We start from the raw sequence: 16,563 nt of genomic DNA on the forward strand, positions 1-16,563 counted from the left end.
CTGTCTCTGCCGTGCGGATGAACCCGAGGATCAGTACTCCGCCACCGTGAAGGTCGCGCCGCTCGAGACCCGCGAGTATTGAGTCGCGGGGTCGAGGGTCGCGTCGGCGATGTCGTTGACCACGACCAGGCTGTAGGCGCCGTCCGGAACGTCGGCGCCCAGAACCAGACCGGCTGCGCTCAGCGTGTTGGCGAGGTCCAGGGTGCAGATCAGCTCGTTGTCGCTGATCACCGTCGGCGAGGTGCACTGGGTGACCAGGCCGCTGTTGAGACCCGAGCCGGCATTGGCCGTGGTGAACCAGGCGTTGTTCACCAGGAACACGTAGGCGCCGGTGGCCGGGGCCACACCGGCGGTCGCGGCCGTGCCCCAGCCCGAGATGCTACTGAAACCGGCACCCATCACGTCGATGGTCGGCGTGGTGTTCGTCGTGGCCGCCGTCGGCGAGATGGTGATGCCGTAGGAGTAGGTGAACTCGTTGGCCGTGCTGGTCTGGGTGCCGGCGGCGGTCGTGACGCTCAGCTTGACGTCACTGGCCGCGTGCGCGGTGGTCCGGCCGCTGATCGACGTGGCGTCGACGACCGCGAGGTTCTCCAGCGGGCTACCACCGAGCGAGGCGGTCAGCACCGCGCCCTCCGCCGTCGGGATACCCGTCAGGCCGGTGATGACGATGTTGGTGCCACCCTGAGCGGGACCGCCACTGGGCGTGATGGTCGGGTTGGCGGCACCCAGCGCCGGCGCCACCGTGTAGGTGGCCGGAGCGGCGATCAGGTTGCCCGCGCTGCTCATGAAGAGGCAGGTGTTCCACGCCGTCGTGGACGCGCCCACGTCGACCACGACACCGACCGGGACCAGGACCGCCACCTTGCTGGTGGAGATCTTGGTGACCGTCACCGCGGGCACGTGGTCACCGTTGACACCCGCGTAGGTGGTCGGGCAGTTGCCCTTGGTGAAGGTCACCGCGGGCGATCCACCGGTGATGACCGCCGTGGGCGTGGTGAGGGTGATGGTGTTGGTGCCGCCGGAGTTGCCGGCTTTGGGGCTCAGCGTCGGCGCGGCCATCGCGGTGTACGACGTCGTGCCGAGCAGAGCGCTGCTGGCGCCCGATCCCGCGTAGATGCACAGGTTGTAGGTGCCGGCGGTCAGGGCTGGAGCGGTGACCGTGGCGACCGTGTTGCCCACGTTCTTCGTCACCGTCGTCGCCGCGGTGGCCGAGGTCGTGGTGTAGGTGGTGGCACAAGCACCGACCGACGCCAGCTTGAACGTGGCGGCAGGTGTGGTCGCGGAGACGAGGTACGCCCCGAGCCCGGTTGCCGTGATCACGGTGCCGGCAGCGGTGGCGCCGACCGACGGGCTCAGCGCCGGCGCGGTGTTGGCTCCGCTCACCACGAGCGTGTCGGTCGAGTTGACGGACAGCGCGGTGGTGCCCGAAACGGCGCCGGACGTGACGCCGTAGATACAGGCCCGGTAGGTGCCGGCGGCGAGCGCGGGAACCGTCAGGGTCGCGGTGTCGGCGTCGTTGACGGCCACAGTGGCGGCGAGGTTGGTGCTCGACGTCGTACCGAACGTGGTCGGGCAAGTGCCGCTGTTGGCGACGAAACGTCCGGAGGCGGCCGTGATCGAGGTGAACGCGCCGACCGACGTCATGATCGTGGTGCTTCCACCACCGATCGGCGCGACGTCCGGATCGATGGTGCCCGCCACCGCATAGGCGGGTGCTGCGGTACCGGCGACGACCGCTGCGGCCGTAGCCACCACAGCGGCACCAGCCCGGAACGGCCGGCTGCCGGTTCTTGTTGCGGACTTGCGCATGCGAGGTCCTCCTACGGTTTCTACGAACCGCGTCGTCGGATGGGTGAGCCCGCACGTGTCGTGACGGCGGGCCGTCTCGCAGGAGCGTAACGTGGCATTTCCGGTGAAATACCCTGAACAAGAGTTTCGCTCGAGATACGCGATGTGGACCGATTTGCCGATCTAATCACGAGCCTTCAGGGCCACGAACAGCCCCAGCCGCGCGTCTCGGGCAACTCTCAGCCGGCGATTGCGGGGATTCAGCACGGTTTGTCGCGTCCGTTGGAACCATGGGAACTTGAGGTCCGCCTCACGACTCGGCGGGCCGGACAGCCGAAACCCAAGGGGCATAGACGACATGACCACACACGACGACGACCGGCCCGGCGACGACGGCACCCACACGGCACCGATGGCCCTCGTACGCCCGCGGCATTCCCGGATCAAACGAGTGGCAGGTGTGGTCGGCCTGGCCGCGGTCCTCGGATCCGGCGCCTATCTCACCACTCTCTCCGTCACCTCGAACAACGATGCCGAGCACCGTGAGGTGACCGCGCTCGGCACCCCGGAGGCAGCGGGCACGGCAGGGCCCGGACCGGACGGACCGTCGAAAGCCCAGGCGCCCGAGCCGACCGGCGGCAACCAGGCGGTGAAGGCGGAACCCTCCTTCGAGGACCCGGCCGAACGTGTACGGAAGGCCCGCGAGGCGGCCGCCAAGGAGGGTGTCAAGATCACGCGCCCGCTGCCCGCCCCGGCGAACCCGGCCGGCGAGGCTGCCGCCGCGGCCGCGAAAGAGGTCACCGTCGGCTCGGCCCAGGAGGGCGGAACGATGCGCATCGTCACCGTCCGCGGGGACCTGGCCGGACAGCGCGAGATCGGCTGGGTGGCCGGCGGGGTGAAGCGGTACGGGCAGGCTCAGTGCTCGCAGCGGTTCAAGCTCTACAACGAGCAGGAGCCCAAGACCCGGCCGAACCTCCTGGTGTGCTGGCAGACCAGCGCCAAGCGCAGCGTCATCGTGGTGGACACGAAGATCGGGGGCCGGCCCTCGGCCGAGAAGAGTCTCGCGGTGATCGAGCGGGAGTGGCGCAAGCTCGGCTGACTCATGTCACGTGAAGACGCCGGCCGCGATGCGCGGCCGGCGTCTCCGCATGCGCCGACGGGATGCCCCGACATGGGACGGTGGCCCGGAGCCGATGCCCCGGGCCACTCGTTGTTGCCGGTGGTACGCCGTCAGAAGGAGGAGACGGTGAAGGTCGAAGCGCTGGAGACGCTGCTCTGCACATAGCTCGGATCGGTGTGCACCGCGTTGAGAACCGCGTTGCTCACGTACTGCAGGTTGTAGGCACCCTCGGGGACAACGGTGTAGCCGCTGCTGATGACCGCGTTCACGGTGCCGATAGCCGTCGCGTTGACGTCAGCCGCGTTGGCCGTGTTGCGGAGGACCGCAACCGCGCCTCCGCTCGTGATCGTGTAGACCTTCGTGCCCGCAGCGGGGATTCCCGTGGCAGCGATGAACTTGCCCGCGTCGGTCGCGCTGGTCAGGACGGGTGAGATGGACGCAAGGTTCATCTCGTTGCCACCTGTGGTGTTGGTTGTCACCGAGACGGTCTTGGTGTCGGTGGAGCCCGCGACCGTGATCGTGGTGTTGTCGTTGGCGCTCACCGTGCCGGCAGCCGGGTTGGACATGATCGCCTCGGTGTCGCTGTACACGGCCGAGATCACCGTTCCCGCCGGGATGAGCGGAGTGGCAGCCGTGTCGATGACAGCCTTGCCGACGTCACTCTGGTCGAAGGTGGTCGCGTTCGCGGTGAGCACACGACTTCCAGTGGTGATCTTGAAGTCGAGCGTCGCACCGTACTTCGGCGCCGCCCGGAGGACTGTCTCGCCGGCCACGTCCAGCCGCTTGGTCAGGTCCAGCCGGCAGACCAGCTCGCTGTCGCTGAGCACGAGCACCTTGCCACAGTCGGCGATCGCCGGGTTCGCCCGGTAGGCCGCGCCGTTGACAGCCGCGCTGCTGTAGCTGCCCTTGACCAGGAAGATGTGCGCCCCGGTCCCGACGGTGTTGCTCCAGGACGCGCTCTCGAAGCCGACACCGTTGACGATCACGTCGATGGCGCGGGTGTTGGGAGCCGTCTTGGGGTTGGCCACCACCGCGCTCGTGTAGGAGAACGCGTTGAGCAGGGTGTGCGATCCGCCCGCGGTGGTGGTCACCAGGGCGACGTTGTTGGCGGGCGCGCGCTGCGGTGTGCGAGCGGTGAACGCCGTGGAGCTGATCGGTGTGATCTCGGTCAGCGGGACACCACCCAGCGTTGCGGTGATGGAGCCAGGTTCAGTGGGGAACGCGGTTCCGGTCACCGTGATCATGCTGCCACCCAGCGAGGAACCGGCCTTGGGTGAGATGCCGAGCGCGGTCTGGACGGTGGTGACCTTGTACGGGTAGCTGGCCACCAGGGCGGAGACCACTCCGGGGGCGCCACCGTCGTCGGTGGAGTTCTGATAGACGCACAGGTTCCAGGGGGCGATGGTGACACCGGGATCGGCCGCACCCACCGGCACGGTGACCGCCAGCCGGTTGTTCGTGACCTTGCGGATCCGGTCGGCGGCAGCCGGGACTTCGGCCGTGTCGTCGTCGTACTCCGCGGGGCATGCGGCAGCGGTGAACAGCACACCCGGCGCATCGATGCCCGCCAGGAACGGCTCCGGCGAGGTGACGTCGATGTTGTTGCCACCACCGTACGGGCCGACGGTCTGGCTGAGCGCGAGTTGGGAGGCGCTGTAGACGGAGCCGGAGACGAAGGCGGAGCTGCTGGCGGCGCCGTTGTAGAAGCACAGGTTGTACTTCGTCGGCACGGCGGTCGTCGATGTCACGCTGGCCGGCACGACGACGCTCGCGGCGGCGTCACCGCTCTTGGTGACCGTGGTCGCGACACCCGCAGCCGGTGTGCCATACGTCGTCGGGCACGGATCGGTCAAGAACTGCCCGCCGATGGTGGCCACGCCGGAGAACACGTTGGTCGAGGTGGTGATCCCGACGGTGTTGCCACCACCGGTCAACCCGACAGCCGGGTTCAGCGCCGGAACCGTTCCCACGTAGTACGTGTAACCGTTCTGGTTACCCTGCCGGGCAGTGGTGTCGTCGTCATAGAAACAGGCGACGTACTTCTTGGCCTGACCATTCGTACCCACCGTGGCACCAGCGGGCGAGTCGAACGACACCGTCTTGGTCGTGTCACTCGAGGCGACACTGGACTGCGTCACAGCCAGCACAGTGGCCGACGCCGTCGGCAGCGTGCCGCTACAGATCGGGGCGGTGGTACCGGGCGCGGTAAGGACGAACACCCGGTTCGCGGAGGCGTTCGAGCCGGTGGTGAGCGTTACCCCGTCAGTGTCGACGACGGTGACCTTCCCCCGACCGCCACCACCGGAGGACTCACCGTGACAGCGGCGAACGCCGCCGACGGAGCCACCAGCAGAGCGGCACCGACCGCCCCCGTGGTCAACCCGGCGGCCGCCGCCACCCGGGCTTTGGAGCGTGACTTGGACTTACGCATGCGAGGTCCTCCTACGGGTCCCCATGGACCACGTCGCTGGATTGCTGGGCCCAGACGCACGGGTGAACCGTCGCGGGCCGTCTCGCCCGAAGCGTAACGATCCGTGGGGATTCAATCCTGCGAAGTACGTAAGATACTCATATGTCAGACAATCCCGTTTGAATGGCTTGCCGGCCCTCGTCACGGAGAAATACAAAAACCGTGCGATGACCCGGAGCGTGCGCTCCGGGCCACCGCACGGGTGACAGGTTGTCGTCAGAAAGCGGCGACCGTGAAGGTGGACGAACTCGAGATCTGGCTCTTCACGTAGTTCGGGTCATTGACCACCGCATTGAGAGCGGCATTGCTCACGTATTGCAGGTTGTAGGCCCCTTCCGGAACCGGAACCGTGGTGCCGATGATGACGGCGGGCGTCGGCGTGGCAGCGTCACCGCCGGACGCGTTACCGCCCATGACGATGTTCGCGCCGGCGCCGGTCGGAGCATTGCTCAAGAGCCTGGCAGTCGTGATGTGACTACCGATGATGTACTTGTTCTGATCGGCGCTGAGGAACGTACCCGAGGCGGCCACCAGGGCGGCGGACGCGCTGCTCGTGGCGGTCACGGTGACGGAACGGGTGATCGGCGACGCGAGCACGGTCTCGGCGCCGGCCGCCGTGACCCCGGTCGCGGCGTTCGACATGATCGCCTTGGTGCTGCTGATCACATCGGTGATGACCGTCCCCACCGGAATGGTGGCGTGCCCCGGCTCGATGACGGACTTGCCGATGTCAGCGGCGGAGAAGGCGGGGCTGCCGTCGCCGGTGAGCAGCCGGCTACCGGCAGCGGTCACGAAGCCGTAACCCGCGGTCGGCGCCACCGCGTTCATGAGGGCGGTGCCGATCGCGTCCAGGCGTGTGGACAGGTCCAGCCGGCAGATCGCCTCGGTGTCGCTGAGGACGAGCACCTTGTTGCAGTCCGCGACCGGCGGGTTGGCCCGGGCGGGGCTGCCGCCGGGGTCGACATCGGTGGAGTTGTAGCTTCCCTTGACCAGGAAGATGTGCGAGCCGCTCGTCAGGGTGTCGCTCCATCCCGCGCTCTCGAAGCCCACGCCCCGGACGACGATCTCGACGACCCGGTTGTTGGGTGCCGTGTTGGGGGTCGCGATCAGCGAGCTGGTGTAGGAGTAGGCGCCGGCCAGAGTGGCCGACCCTCCGGCGGTGGTGACCACCAGTGAGACGTTGTTGGCCGGCGCACGCCGGGGGGTGCGCGCGGTGAACGCGTTACCGCTCAGCGGTGTGATCTCGGTAAGCGGAACACCACCCAGCGTCGCGGTGAGGGCGCCGGGCTCGGTGGGGAACGCCGTTCCGGTGACCGTGACGATGCTGCCACCCAGCGCCGGACCGGCCTTGGGCGAGATACCGGTCACCGTCTGGATCGTCGTCACCTTGTAGGGGTTGGACGCCACGAGGTCGCTGGACGCGGCGTTGTCGCTGTCCGTGGTGCCCGCGTAGATGCACACGTTCCACATGACCGAGGAACCGCTGCCGACAGCGGTGTTCATCGCGTCCTGGTCGGCGTAGAGGTTCGCCGGCACGCTGGTGGCCAACCGGGTGTTGGACAGCTTCCGGATGTAGTCGGACCCGACCACCTTGTCGTTGGTGGCGTCGTCGTCGTCGTAGTCGGTCGGGCAGGCCGCGTCCTTGGTGAACAGCACACCCGGGTCATCGACACCGGCCAGGAACTGGTTGGGCGAGGTGATGTTGATGCTGTTGCCGCCCTGCCACGGGCCCGTGCTCTGGCTGAGCGCGAGCTGGGAGGCGCTGTAGACGGAGCCGGAGAGGAACGCGGAGCCGCTGGCGGCGCCGTTGTAGAAGCACAGGTTGTACTTCGTCGGCGCGGGGGTCGCGGACGTCACACTGGCCGGCAGGACGACGCTCGCGGCGGCGTCACCGCTCTTGGTGACCGTGAGTGCGGAACCGGCGGCCGGAGCGCCGTAGGTGGCGGGGCACACGTCAGTGACGACCTGCCCGCCGATGGTGGCCACGCCGGAGAACACGTTGGTCGAGGTGGTGATCCCGACAGTGTTGCCACCACCGGTCAACCCGACAGCCGGGTTCAGCGCCGGAACCGTTCCCACGTAGTACGTGTAACCGTTCTGGTTACCCTGCCGGGCAGTGGTGTCGTCGTCATAGAAACAGGCGACGTACTTCTTGGCCTGACCATTCGTACCCACCGTGGCACCAGCGGGCGAGTCGAACGACACCGTCTTGGTCGTGTCACTCGAGGCGACACTGGACTGCGTCACAGCCAGCACAGTGGCCGACGCCGTCGGCAGCGTGCCGCTACAGATCGGGGCGGTGGTACCGGGCGCGGTAAGGACGAACACCCGGTTCGCGGAGGCGTTCGAGCCGGTGGTGAGCGTTACCCCGTCAGTGTCGACGACGGTGACCTTCCCCCCGACCGCCACCACCGGAGGACTCACCGTGACAGCGGCGAACGCCGCCGACGGAGCCACCAGCAGAGCGGCACCGACCGCCCCCGTGGTCAACCCGGCGGCCGCCGCCACCCGGGCTTTGGAGCGTGACTTGGACTTACGCATGCGAGGTCCTCCTACGGGTCCCCATGGACCACGTCGCTGGATTGCTGGGCCCAGACGCACGGGTGAACCGTCGCGGGCCGTCTCGCCCGAAGCGTAACGATCCGTGGAGGTTGAGTAGCCTAGAGCAGGAAACATCCTCATATGTCGGACGATTCCCCAAATCCGGATCCAGCATCGGAGTCCGCGATCGGGAACAGCGAACGGCCCGCGTGGTCACGTCGGTGGATCCGCACCGCGATCCCCGTCGAGAACTGATTCGCCGAGAATCGGGGAGACAACACAACCTAAGCTCTTTTTAAGCAAGCCTTGCCTAATCGAATGTCTAATCTCCGAGAAGCCCGCCCTATTTATCCGTTCATTCCCAAGAATGCTGGACGCCCAAGGTGTGCGACTCCCAGAATTGGTTATATTCGCAACGGATGGATTGAACCGCCGACCGAAGGAGAACCGTTGTGACTCAGATGATGGGCATGCCGCGTGTGCAGACCTGCACCGTCACGGACTGCGGGTACAACCACGACGGTTGCACGGCGTTCGCGATCACCATCAGCGAGATGAACTCGGCCTGTGACACGTTCGCGGGGTCCGGCCTCACCGGCGGGATGGGTGTCGCCACCGCACAGGTCGGCGCCTGCAAGCGCGCCGACTGTTCGTACAACAAGGATCTGGAGTGTCAGGCTCCGGCCATCACCGTGGGCGCTTCGGCCGACAAGGCGGACTGTCTCACCTACCAGCACTCCTGACCACAATCGACCGCCGATCCCGCCCCCTTGGACGAGGGGGCGGGATTTTTTGCAGGTTGACACCGGGACCGGCTCACGCTAGGTTCACCTCAGATCGAGTAAGACTCAAGTTGAGAAGCACTCAGAGCGAGAAGGACGAGCGTGATGACGGACGAGGCGAGCTTCCTGGCAAGCTACGACCCGCGGGACTACCCGCCGGTCGCGGTGACCGTGGACGTGGTCGCCCTGACCATCCGCGACGGGCGGCTCTGCGTGCTCCTGGTCGAGCGCGGCGCCCAGCCGTTCGCCGGGCGGCGGGCGCTCCCCGGTGGATTCGCCCGTGACGAGCCGCTCGAGGCTGCGGCGATAAGAGAGCTCGCCGAGGAGACGGGGCTGACGCCGGGAGAGGGTGACCTCGACCGGGTTCACCTGGAGCAGCTCCGGACGTACGGGAATCCCGGCCGAGACCCCCGCATGCGCGTCGTCTCCGTCGCCTACCTGGCGTTCGCCCCCAGCCTGCCCGAGCCGACCGCCGGCAGTGACGCCGCCCGCGCCTACTGGGTGCCCGTCGACGAGGCGAAGGATCTGGCGTTCGACCACGACGAGGTGCTGGCCGACGCCCTGGAGCGGGCCCGGTCGAAGCTGGAGTACACGCCGCTGGCGACGGCGTTCACGGGCCCCGAGTTCACCATCGGCGAGCTGCGGCAGGTGTATGCGGCGGTGTGGGGCGAGGAGCTGCACGCCGGCAACTTCCACCGCAAGGTGCTGTCGGTGCCGGGGTTCGTGGAGAGCACCGGCGGGACCACGGCGAAGGGCGGGGAGCGCGGCGGGCCGAAGGCGAAGCTGTACCGGGCCGGTGACGCCCGCCTGCTGCACCCGGCGCTGCTCCGGCCGACGAGGGAGGACCGGGTGCGATGACGACGATGACATTCGAGGACGCGGTGGCACGGATCATCGCCGCCCGGAGCTTCCAGGACCTGGCGGAGGCGAAGAACGCCGAAACAGGAACGAGCACGGGAAACAGCGCGGGTAGGGCGTACCGCAAATGGGCTAAATTGATCCACCCGGACACGGTGAGCGCGCAGCGGCGCGCCACCGCGACGGACGCCTTCGCGAAGCTCTCCGCCCTCTATGAGAACCGGAAGAAGCGGATCGAGCCCTGGGGCAGCGGCGACATCGCCGAGCTGTTCGCCGACGGCGACCGGCTGATCAAGATGCCGCGCAACCCGGCCGACAACGACCTGATGGAGACCGAGGCGGCCGCGCTGCGCAAGCTGTGGGCCGACGGCGACCCGAGATTCCGGCCGTATGCGCCGCGTCTGATCGAGACGTTCGTCCACGAGGACGAGCAGCGCCGGCGCAGGGTGGTCAACGTGCTGGAGCGGCGGCGCGGCATGGGCACTCTGGCCGAGGTCGAAGGCGATCTGGGGGTACGCGAAGCGGCCTGGATCTGGCGCCGGCTGCTCGTCGCGATCGGCTGGGCGCACCGGGCCGGAGTGACCCACGGGGCGGTTCTGCCCGAGCACGTACTGATCCATCCGGGTCGGCGCGGCCTGGTTCTCGTCGACTGGTGCTATGCGGGACATCGACCTGCGGCGATAGTGAGAGCGAGGGTCGACCACTATCCGCCGGAGGTGCGCGACGACCGGACCGCTGGACCCGCCACCGACATCTACATGGCGACGGTGCTGATGACGCGGCTCATGGGGTCGCGGATGCCAGCCTCGCTGCGGCGGTTCGCCGCCGGCTGCACCTATGACGCGCCGCGGATGCGGCCGCAGGACGCCTGGGCCCTGTTGGGCGAGTTCGACGACATCATTCCCCCGCAGTACCGGAACTGAGGAGCACATCATGGGAAGCGGACACTGGTCGACCGATGTCTACACGGCGGCCGCCGGCTACCGGGCGGCGTCCGGGAAGAGCGCGTTCGACTACAGCGACTCGGGCGCCCGGACGGTGCACCCGGATCTGGACCCGGACGGCGTGTTCATGCGGGAGAGCCGCGACAGCACGGAGCACCCGTTCAGCACGCCGATCGCGGTGCTGTTCGACGTGACCGGCTCGATGGGCAACGTGCCCCGGGTGCTGCAGACGAAGCTGCCGCAGCTGCTGGGCCTGCTGACCCGGAAGAACTACGCGGTGGACCCGCAGATCATGTTCGGGGCGATCGGCGACGCCACCTGTGACCGGGCGCCGCTGCAGGTCGGGCAGTTCGAGTCGGACAACCGGATGGACGAAGTGCTCGCCAAGATCGTCCTGGAGGGCGGCGGCGGAGGCCAGAAACACGAGTCGTACGAGCTGGCCCTCTACTTCATGGCCCGGCACACGATCCTCGACTCGATGGTGAACCGGGGCCGTAAGGGCTACCTCTTCATCATCGGCGACGAGATGCCGTATCCGCGGGTGAAGCCCCGTGAGGTGAAGGCGGTGATCGGTGACGAGCTGAGCGAGCCGATCCCGACCGAGGACATCCTGGCCGAGCTCAAGCGCAAGTACGAGGTGTACTACATCCTGCCGACGGCGGCGCACCACAGCGGCGACAAGGAGGTGCTGACCCGCTGGCGCAAGCTGCTCGGCCAGAACGTCCTGGAGCTCGACGACCTGGACGCGGTGTGCGAGACGATCGCGCTGACGGTCGGCCTGGGCGAGGACGCGATCGACCTGGACGAGGGCATCGCCGACCTGACCGACGTGGGCTCGCGGGCCGGCGGCTCGGTGGGGCGGGCCCTGGCGCCGTTGCAGCGGACCGCGGTGGTGCGCTCGACGTTCGAGATCGCCGGCGGCCCGGGCGGGAACCACCGGCTGTGAACGGGCACGTGGCGGTCGTCGACCTCGGGTACGGCGACGCCGGCAAGGGCACGGTGGTCGACTTCCTCTGTGCCACGTCACCGAGAAGGGCGGTGCTGCGCTTCAACGGGGGTGCGCAGGCGGCACACAACGTGACCACCGAGACCGGGCGGCACCACACGTTCGCGCAGTTCGGGTCGGGCACGCTGCGGGGTGTGCCGACCCACCTCACCCGGTTCATGGTGGTCGACCCACTCGCCCTGGCCGGCGAGGCAGCCGCGCTCGGCAACCCGTTTCACCTGCTCAGCGTGGACGGGAACGCACTGCTCGCCACTCCGTGGCATCGCGCCGCGAACCGGCGGCGGGAGACCCGGCGAGGCGCGGAACGGCACGGTTCGTGCGGCATGGGCGTGGGCGAGACGATGGCGTACGCGCAGACGCATCCCGATGCTCCCCGGGTGGGGGACGTGCTCTCGCCGTCGCGGCTGCGGCAACGGCTCGCGGCGGTGAGGGCCACGCTCGGCGACTGCGGTGTCCCGGTCGACGACGTGGTGGACGCGTTCACCGTGTTCGGCGAGACGGTCCGGATCGTCGGCTCGTCCTACACCGAGCAGTTGCTGGCCGAGGGGCCGTGTGTGTTCGAGGGCGCCCAGGGTGTGCTGCTGGACGAGTGGCGCGGCTGGCATCCGCACACGACGTGGTCGACGACGACGTTCGACAACGCTCGGGAGCTGTGTCCCTCGGTGCGGAGGATCGGCGTGGTTCGCACCTACACCACCCGGCACGGGGCCGGCCCGTTCGTCACCGAGGATCCGAGCCTGTACCTGCCGGAGCGGCACAACGGCCGTGACCCGTGGCAGGGCGCCTTCCGGACCGGCCACTTCGACGCGGTCGCCCACCGGTACGCCGTGGAGGTCGCCGGCGGAGTCGACGCTCTGGCGGTCACCCACCTGGACGTCCCGGAGCGTTGTCCCGATCTGCGGATCGTCGACTCGTACCGGACCGGCGACGAGGTCTGGGACCGGATCGTGCCCGGCCCGCCCCGCGACCTGGACCACCAGGAGGCGCTGGGCGCACGCCTGTCCGTGACCCGCCCCGATCAGACGACCCGGCCGGACGACTGGTGCGCCGCGATCTCGTCCCGGCTGGGCGCCCCGGTCCTGCTGGAGTCCTATGGACCCCTCTCCTCGGACAAGAAGCTCCGCTAGACCAGAGGTATGCGCCGGCTCAGGCAGACCAGGCCCGGACGACGTCGTCGGGTCCCCAGATCAGGTCGACAGCCCCCGAGGGAAGGTCGGATCCGGAACGGCTGACGACGACCAGGCCGCTGGTGCCGGGCTGGAATCCGGGGATCAGCGGAGCGTGCCGGAGCAACTCGTCGAGATGATGCCGGTCGAACGGGCCGTCCTGCCACTTGATGGAACCCGCGAACGCGATGCGGGAGGCGATCGGGGCACGATCGGCTCCGACCAGGTCGACCTCGGGATTCGCTTGCCGGTTCCACCAGCCACCGACCTCCCAGGTGTCGGTCCACGGCAGTTCCCCAGCGCCGGCGGCGATCGCGAGCGCGTCCCGAATGATCGGTTCGACGGCATTACCGCGCCACGTCGACCAGCGTGCTTCGAGCACGGCTCGGGCGGCGGCCGTCCGGTCACGGAGGATCAACTGATGCACATCGCGGAGGATGGCCAGGTACAGGCGCAGGTTGCTGTCGGCGATCCGGTACTGGGCCAGTTTGCTGGGCCTGGTGGACAGTGGCTTGTCGACGGCGAGGATCTTCTTCTCGTCAACGAGCCGGTGAAGCAGAGGGGACAGGGTGCCGGAACTGACCGGCCCACCGCGGTCGCCGGCGGCTGCGGCTATGTTGCTGAAGGTCCTGCTGCCGAGTCCACCGACTGCTTCGAGAACGCGTCGAGCCGTATCCGGGGCGGGGAACTCCGATGCCAGGGACTGCTCAGGGACCGTGAACAACGCTGAGGTCCGGCCGGCGATCTCCGTGCTCAGGAAATCGGCGGGGCGAGATCCCGGCGACCAGTCCAGGCAGATGCCCGGCAGCCCTCCGGTGATCAGGTAGGCGTCGATGGCGTCGGCACCGCTCAACTCGGTCACCGCAGCGGTTTCGGCGAGGTTGAACGGTCCGAGGACCATGGTGGTGGCCCTGCCGTAGAACGGCCGGTCGTACTCGGTGAACCGCTGCATCATGTGCAGGTCGCTGCCGAGCAGCAGCAGCATGACGGGCTTGCTCGAAATCAGCCTGTCCCAGATGACCTGCAGATGCCCGTCGAAGGTCGGGTCCTGCTCCGAGAGCCACGGAAGTTCGTCGAGCACCACGATGCTCGGTGTATCAGGCAGCACGCCGGCGAGAACTCGCAGCATGTCTCCCCAACCGCCCGACGGCGGCTGGGAGGGAAGAAGGTCACGACCGGACGGGGTGAGTAGCGACGAGTCGCGCAGTGCGCCGAGGAACTGACCGACCGCTTCGGTGCTCGATGCGCCTTTGACCGCGGTGTAGAAGCAATATGGCAGGTCCGCCCGGTCGCACAGTTCCTGGACCAGTCGTGACTTCCCGACCTGTCGCCGTCCCCGGATGGCAACGGAACGGCCCTCACCCGTACGTCGTATGCGGTCGAGGTCTTTGTTGAGCAGCTCGAGCTCGGTGCGCCGCCCGACGAACATCGCCGCCCCCGAAGCTAGATTCAATCTTACTTCGGAGCAGTCTACCAAGACTGGAGCCGACGACAGACCTCCCCGCGCCCCAGGAGCGATCATCGATCGCATCCCGGGGCCGGGGTCGCTGTCGGACCGGGATCAGGCCCGGGTCAGCAGGAAGACCGGGATCAGCCGGTCGGTCTTCTTCGTGTACTCGTTGTACTGCGGGAACGCGGCCGCGGCCCGCTCCCACCACAGCTCCCGCTCCTCGCCGGAGAGCTCCCGGGCGACGTAGTCCTGCTTGACCTCACCGTCCTGCAGCTCGACCCGCGGGTTCTTCCGCAGGTTGTAGACCCACACCGGGTTCTTCGGCGCGCCACCCAGCGAACCGACGACGGCATACTCACCGCCGTGTTCGACCCGCATCAATGGGGTCTTCCGGAGTCGGCCGCTCTTCGCGCCGACCGAGGTCAACACGATGATCGGCTTTCCCATGATGTCGTTGGCCTCGGCACCGCCGGTGGCCTCGTACTTCTCTGCCTGCTCGCGCGCCCAGTCGGAAGTGCTGGGGGCGTATTCACCCGTCAACGGCATGATTCCGATCCTACGCACCCGAACCGCACCCCACCGGACCCTGAAACGCACTTCACCGGCCCCACCTTTATCGCCAGGGCCGGCCACGGATGGGTAGGCCCACCTATCGAAGGGTGCTACCAGATGCGGAAGACGGCTCGGCGCAACGTTCTCGCTGGTGGAATCGCGGCGGTCACCGCCGCAGCACTGGGCGCGTTCGCGCTGCCCGCCGGGAGCCAGGCCTTCAGCCCGGTCTCGTACGGCCCGGCCCTCCCGGCGACCGTCTCCGCGACCCAGCCGGTCCGCATCGTGACGACCACCCTGGACGCGACCGGCCGCCCCGTCTTCGCGGTCCGTGAGGCCACCGACCGGACCTCCGCCGAGCGCATCATCTCGTCGGCCCGCAAGGCCACCGGCACGGTCAGCGTCGAGATCGACCGCAAGGTGCACGCCCTCGACGTTGCGGAGGGCGACGACACGTACCGCGAGTACCAGTGGGATCTCGACAAGATGAACGTCCCCGGCGCGTGGGAGCAGAGCACCGGCGCCGACGTGGTGGTCGCGGTCATCGACACCGGCGTCGACGGCAACCACCCCGACCTGGCCGGCAACGTCCTGAGCGGATACGACGCGATCGACGACACCGAGGGCGGCGACTCGGACGGCAACGGGCACGGCACCCACGTGGCCGGCACCGTCGCCGCGGTCACCGGCAACGGCGAGGGCATCGCCGGTGTCGCCCCCGACGCCAAGGTCCTGCCGGTCAAGGTGCTCGACGCCGACGGCAGCGGCTGGAGCTCGGACACCGCCGAGGGCATCGTGTGGGCGACCGACCACGGCGCCCAGGTGATCAACATGTCGCTCGGCTCGAACAGCTCGACCGACGCCGAGAAGGCCGCGGTCGGCTACGCGATCGAGAACGGCGTGACGGTCGTCGCGGCGGCCGGCAACGAGCGCGAGGAGGGCAGCCCGACCAGCTACCCGGCCGCCTACGACGGGGTCATCGCGGTCGCCGCGACCGACGCCGACGACGAGGTCGCCGAGTACTCCAACCGGGGCGACTACGTGGACGTGGCCGCGCCCGGCAGCGGCATCCTCAGCACCTACCCGGCCGACCTGACCGAGGACGGCAGCGAGTACGCGGAGCTCAACGGCACCTCGATGGCGTCGCCGCACGTCGCCGCGGTGGCCGCCCTGATCAAGGCGAGCGCGCCGGACATCACCCCGCAGGGCATCCAGAACGCCCTGGAGGAGTCGGCCGTCGACCTCGGCGAGGACGGCTTCGACCCCGACTTCGGGCACGGGCGGGTCGACGCGGCCGCGGCCGTCGAGGCGGCCGCCGGCGGCGGCGGTGGCGGCGACGAGCTCATCACGCCGGAGTTGGCCGTCGACGGGGGCGGGCTCGTCTCCTACGGCAGCGACACCGAGACCACGTTCCAGGTGAGCGCCGACGGCGAGGCGCTGGCCGGCCTCGAGGGCGAGGCCTGCGTGTCGGTCGCCGGCGGGAAGTGGGACTGCGACACGGTCGAGTCCGACGAGGACGGCGTCTACCTCGTCGAGCACACCGCGACCGGGGCCTTCCAGGTCCGTGTGAGCGTCACCGAGACCGACACCGTGGCGTCGGTGGAGGAGACCGCCGGCTACGCCGTCCGGGCCACCGTGTCGGCGAAGAAGTCGGGCAAGGGCACGCTCACCGTGAAGGCGGCCGGCGCCCCCGGGCAGAAGATGGCCCTGCAGCGCAAGTCCGGCAGCTCGTGGAAGACCGTCAAGACCCTCCCGGTCAAGGCCGGCACCAAGATCTCCGGCCTGCCCGGTGGCAGCTACCGCGTGGTGGTGGCCGGCACGAAGGCGGTCCAGGGCGTGACCAGCGGCACGGTCAAGCTCTGACCTTCCGATACCCGGCGGTCATCCGG

At 68.6% G+C, this 16,563-nt stretch carries 13 protein-coding genes; 7 read left to right on the forward strand and 6 right to left on the reverse strand.

Annotated elements, in window-relative coordinates:
- Positions 1–30 precede the first annotated feature (30 nt).
- Positions 31–1,809 (reverse strand): IPT/TIG domain-containing protein, encoded by a 1,779-nt coding sequence (locus tag ACQPZW_RS40335; protein ID WP_433791307.1) that lies wholly within the window; start codon positions 1,807–1,809, stop codon positions 31–33.
- A 337-nt stretch (positions 1,810–2,146) separates the two neighbouring features.
- Here ACQPZW_RS40335 and ACQPZW_RS40340 point away from each other — a divergent pair, with 337 nt between their 5' ends.
- On the forward strand, positions 2,147–2,887 hold the full coding sequence (locus ACQPZW_RS40340; protein WP_433791308.1) for a hypothetical protein: 741 nt from the start codon (positions 2,147–2,149) through the stop codon (positions 2,885–2,887).
- 131 nt (positions 2,888–3,018) lie between these two features.
- On the opposite strand, the gene ACQPZW_RS40345 is transcribed toward ACQPZW_RS40340, so the two are convergent.
- From ACQPZW_RS40345 to ACQPZW_RS40355, 3 genes are all read right to left on the reverse strand, one after another.
- The gene (locus ACQPZW_RS40345; RefSeq protein WP_433791309.1) at positions 3,019–5,046 is read right to left on the reverse strand and encodes an IPT/TIG domain-containing protein; all 2,028 of its coding nucleotides are present in this window, start codon (positions 5,044–5,046) and stop codon (positions 3,019–3,021) included.
- A 116-nt stretch (positions 5,047–5,162) separates the two neighbouring features.
- Positions 5,163–5,339 (reverse strand): hypothetical protein, encoded by a 177-nt coding sequence (locus tag ACQPZW_RS40350; RefSeq protein WP_433791310.1) that lies wholly within the window; start codon positions 5,337–5,339, stop codon positions 5,163–5,165.
- 255 nt (positions 5,340–5,594) lie between these two features.
- Complete coding sequence (locus tag ACQPZW_RS40355) at positions 5,595–7,919, reverse strand: IPT/TIG domain-containing protein (protein WP_433791311.1); 2,325 nt, start codon at positions 7,917–7,919, stop codon at positions 5,595–5,597.
- Between the two features lie 452 nt (positions 7,920–8,371).
- On the opposite strand from ACQPZW_RS40355, the gene ACQPZW_RS40360 reads away from it, so the two are divergent.
- From ACQPZW_RS40360 to ACQPZW_RS40380, 5 genes are all read left to right on the forward strand, one after another.
- Positions 8,372–8,662, forward strand: a complete 291-nt coding sequence (locus tag ACQPZW_RS40360; RefSeq protein WP_433791312.1) for a DUF1540 domain-containing protein — start codon at positions 8,372–8,374, stop codon at positions 8,660–8,662.
- A 144-nt stretch (positions 8,663–8,806) separates the two neighbouring features.
- A complete protein-coding gene (locus tag ACQPZW_RS40365) occupies positions 8,807–9,559 on the forward strand; it encodes an NUDIX hydrolase (protein ID WP_433791313.1) in 753 nt (250 codons plus the stop codon).
- Positions 9,556–10,482, forward strand: coding sequence for a molecular chaperone DnaJ (locus ACQPZW_RS40370; protein ID WP_433791314.1), 927 nt, complete (start codon positions 9,556–9,558; stop codon positions 10,480–10,482). The genes ACQPZW_RS40365 and ACQPZW_RS40370 overlap by 4 nt, the downstream gene beginning before the upstream one ends.
- Before the next feature lie 10 nt (positions 10,483–10,492).
- On the forward strand, positions 10,493–11,449 hold the full coding sequence (locus ACQPZW_RS40375; protein WP_433791315.1) for a hypothetical protein: 957 nt from the start codon (positions 10,493–10,495) through the stop codon (positions 11,447–11,449).
- The gene (locus ACQPZW_RS40380; RefSeq protein WP_433791316.1) at positions 11,446–12,636 is read left to right on the forward strand and encodes an adenylosuccinate synthetase; all 1,191 of its coding nucleotides are present in this window, start codon (positions 11,446–11,448) and stop codon (positions 12,634–12,636) included. Before ACQPZW_RS40375 ends, ACQPZW_RS40380 begins: the two co-directional genes overlap by 4 nt.
- 19 nt (positions 12,637–12,655) lie before the next feature.
- Here ACQPZW_RS40380 and ACQPZW_RS40385 read toward each other — a convergent pair whose 3' ends face one another.
- Both ACQPZW_RS40385 and ACQPZW_RS40390 read right to left on the reverse strand, forming a co-directional pair.
- Positions 12,656–14,104, reverse strand: a complete 1,449-nt coding sequence (locus ACQPZW_RS40385) for an ATP-binding protein (RefSeq protein WP_433791317.1) — start codon at positions 14,102–14,104, stop codon at positions 12,656–12,658.
- 132 nt (positions 14,105–14,236) lie between these two features.
- Entirely contained in the window at positions 14,237–14,671 is a 435-nt protein-coding gene (locus ACQPZW_RS40390; protein WP_433791318.1) for a nitroreductase family deazaflavin-dependent oxidoreductase, read from the reverse strand.
- A gap of 123 nt (positions 14,672–14,794) precedes the next feature.
- Here ACQPZW_RS40390 and ACQPZW_RS40395 point away from each other — a divergent pair, with 123 nt between their 5' ends.
- Complete coding sequence (locus ACQPZW_RS40395; protein WP_433791319.1) at positions 14,795–16,537, forward strand: S8 family peptidase; 1,743 nt, start codon at positions 14,795–14,797, stop codon at positions 16,535–16,537.
- Positions 16,538–16,563: the final 26 nt, after the last annotated feature.

Source organism: Actinoplanes sp. CA-252034 (assembly GCF_050956125.1).
In the GTDB taxonomy this organism is placed as follows: domain Bacteria; phylum Actinomycetota; class Actinomycetes; order Mycobacteriales; family Micromonosporaceae; genus Actinoplanes.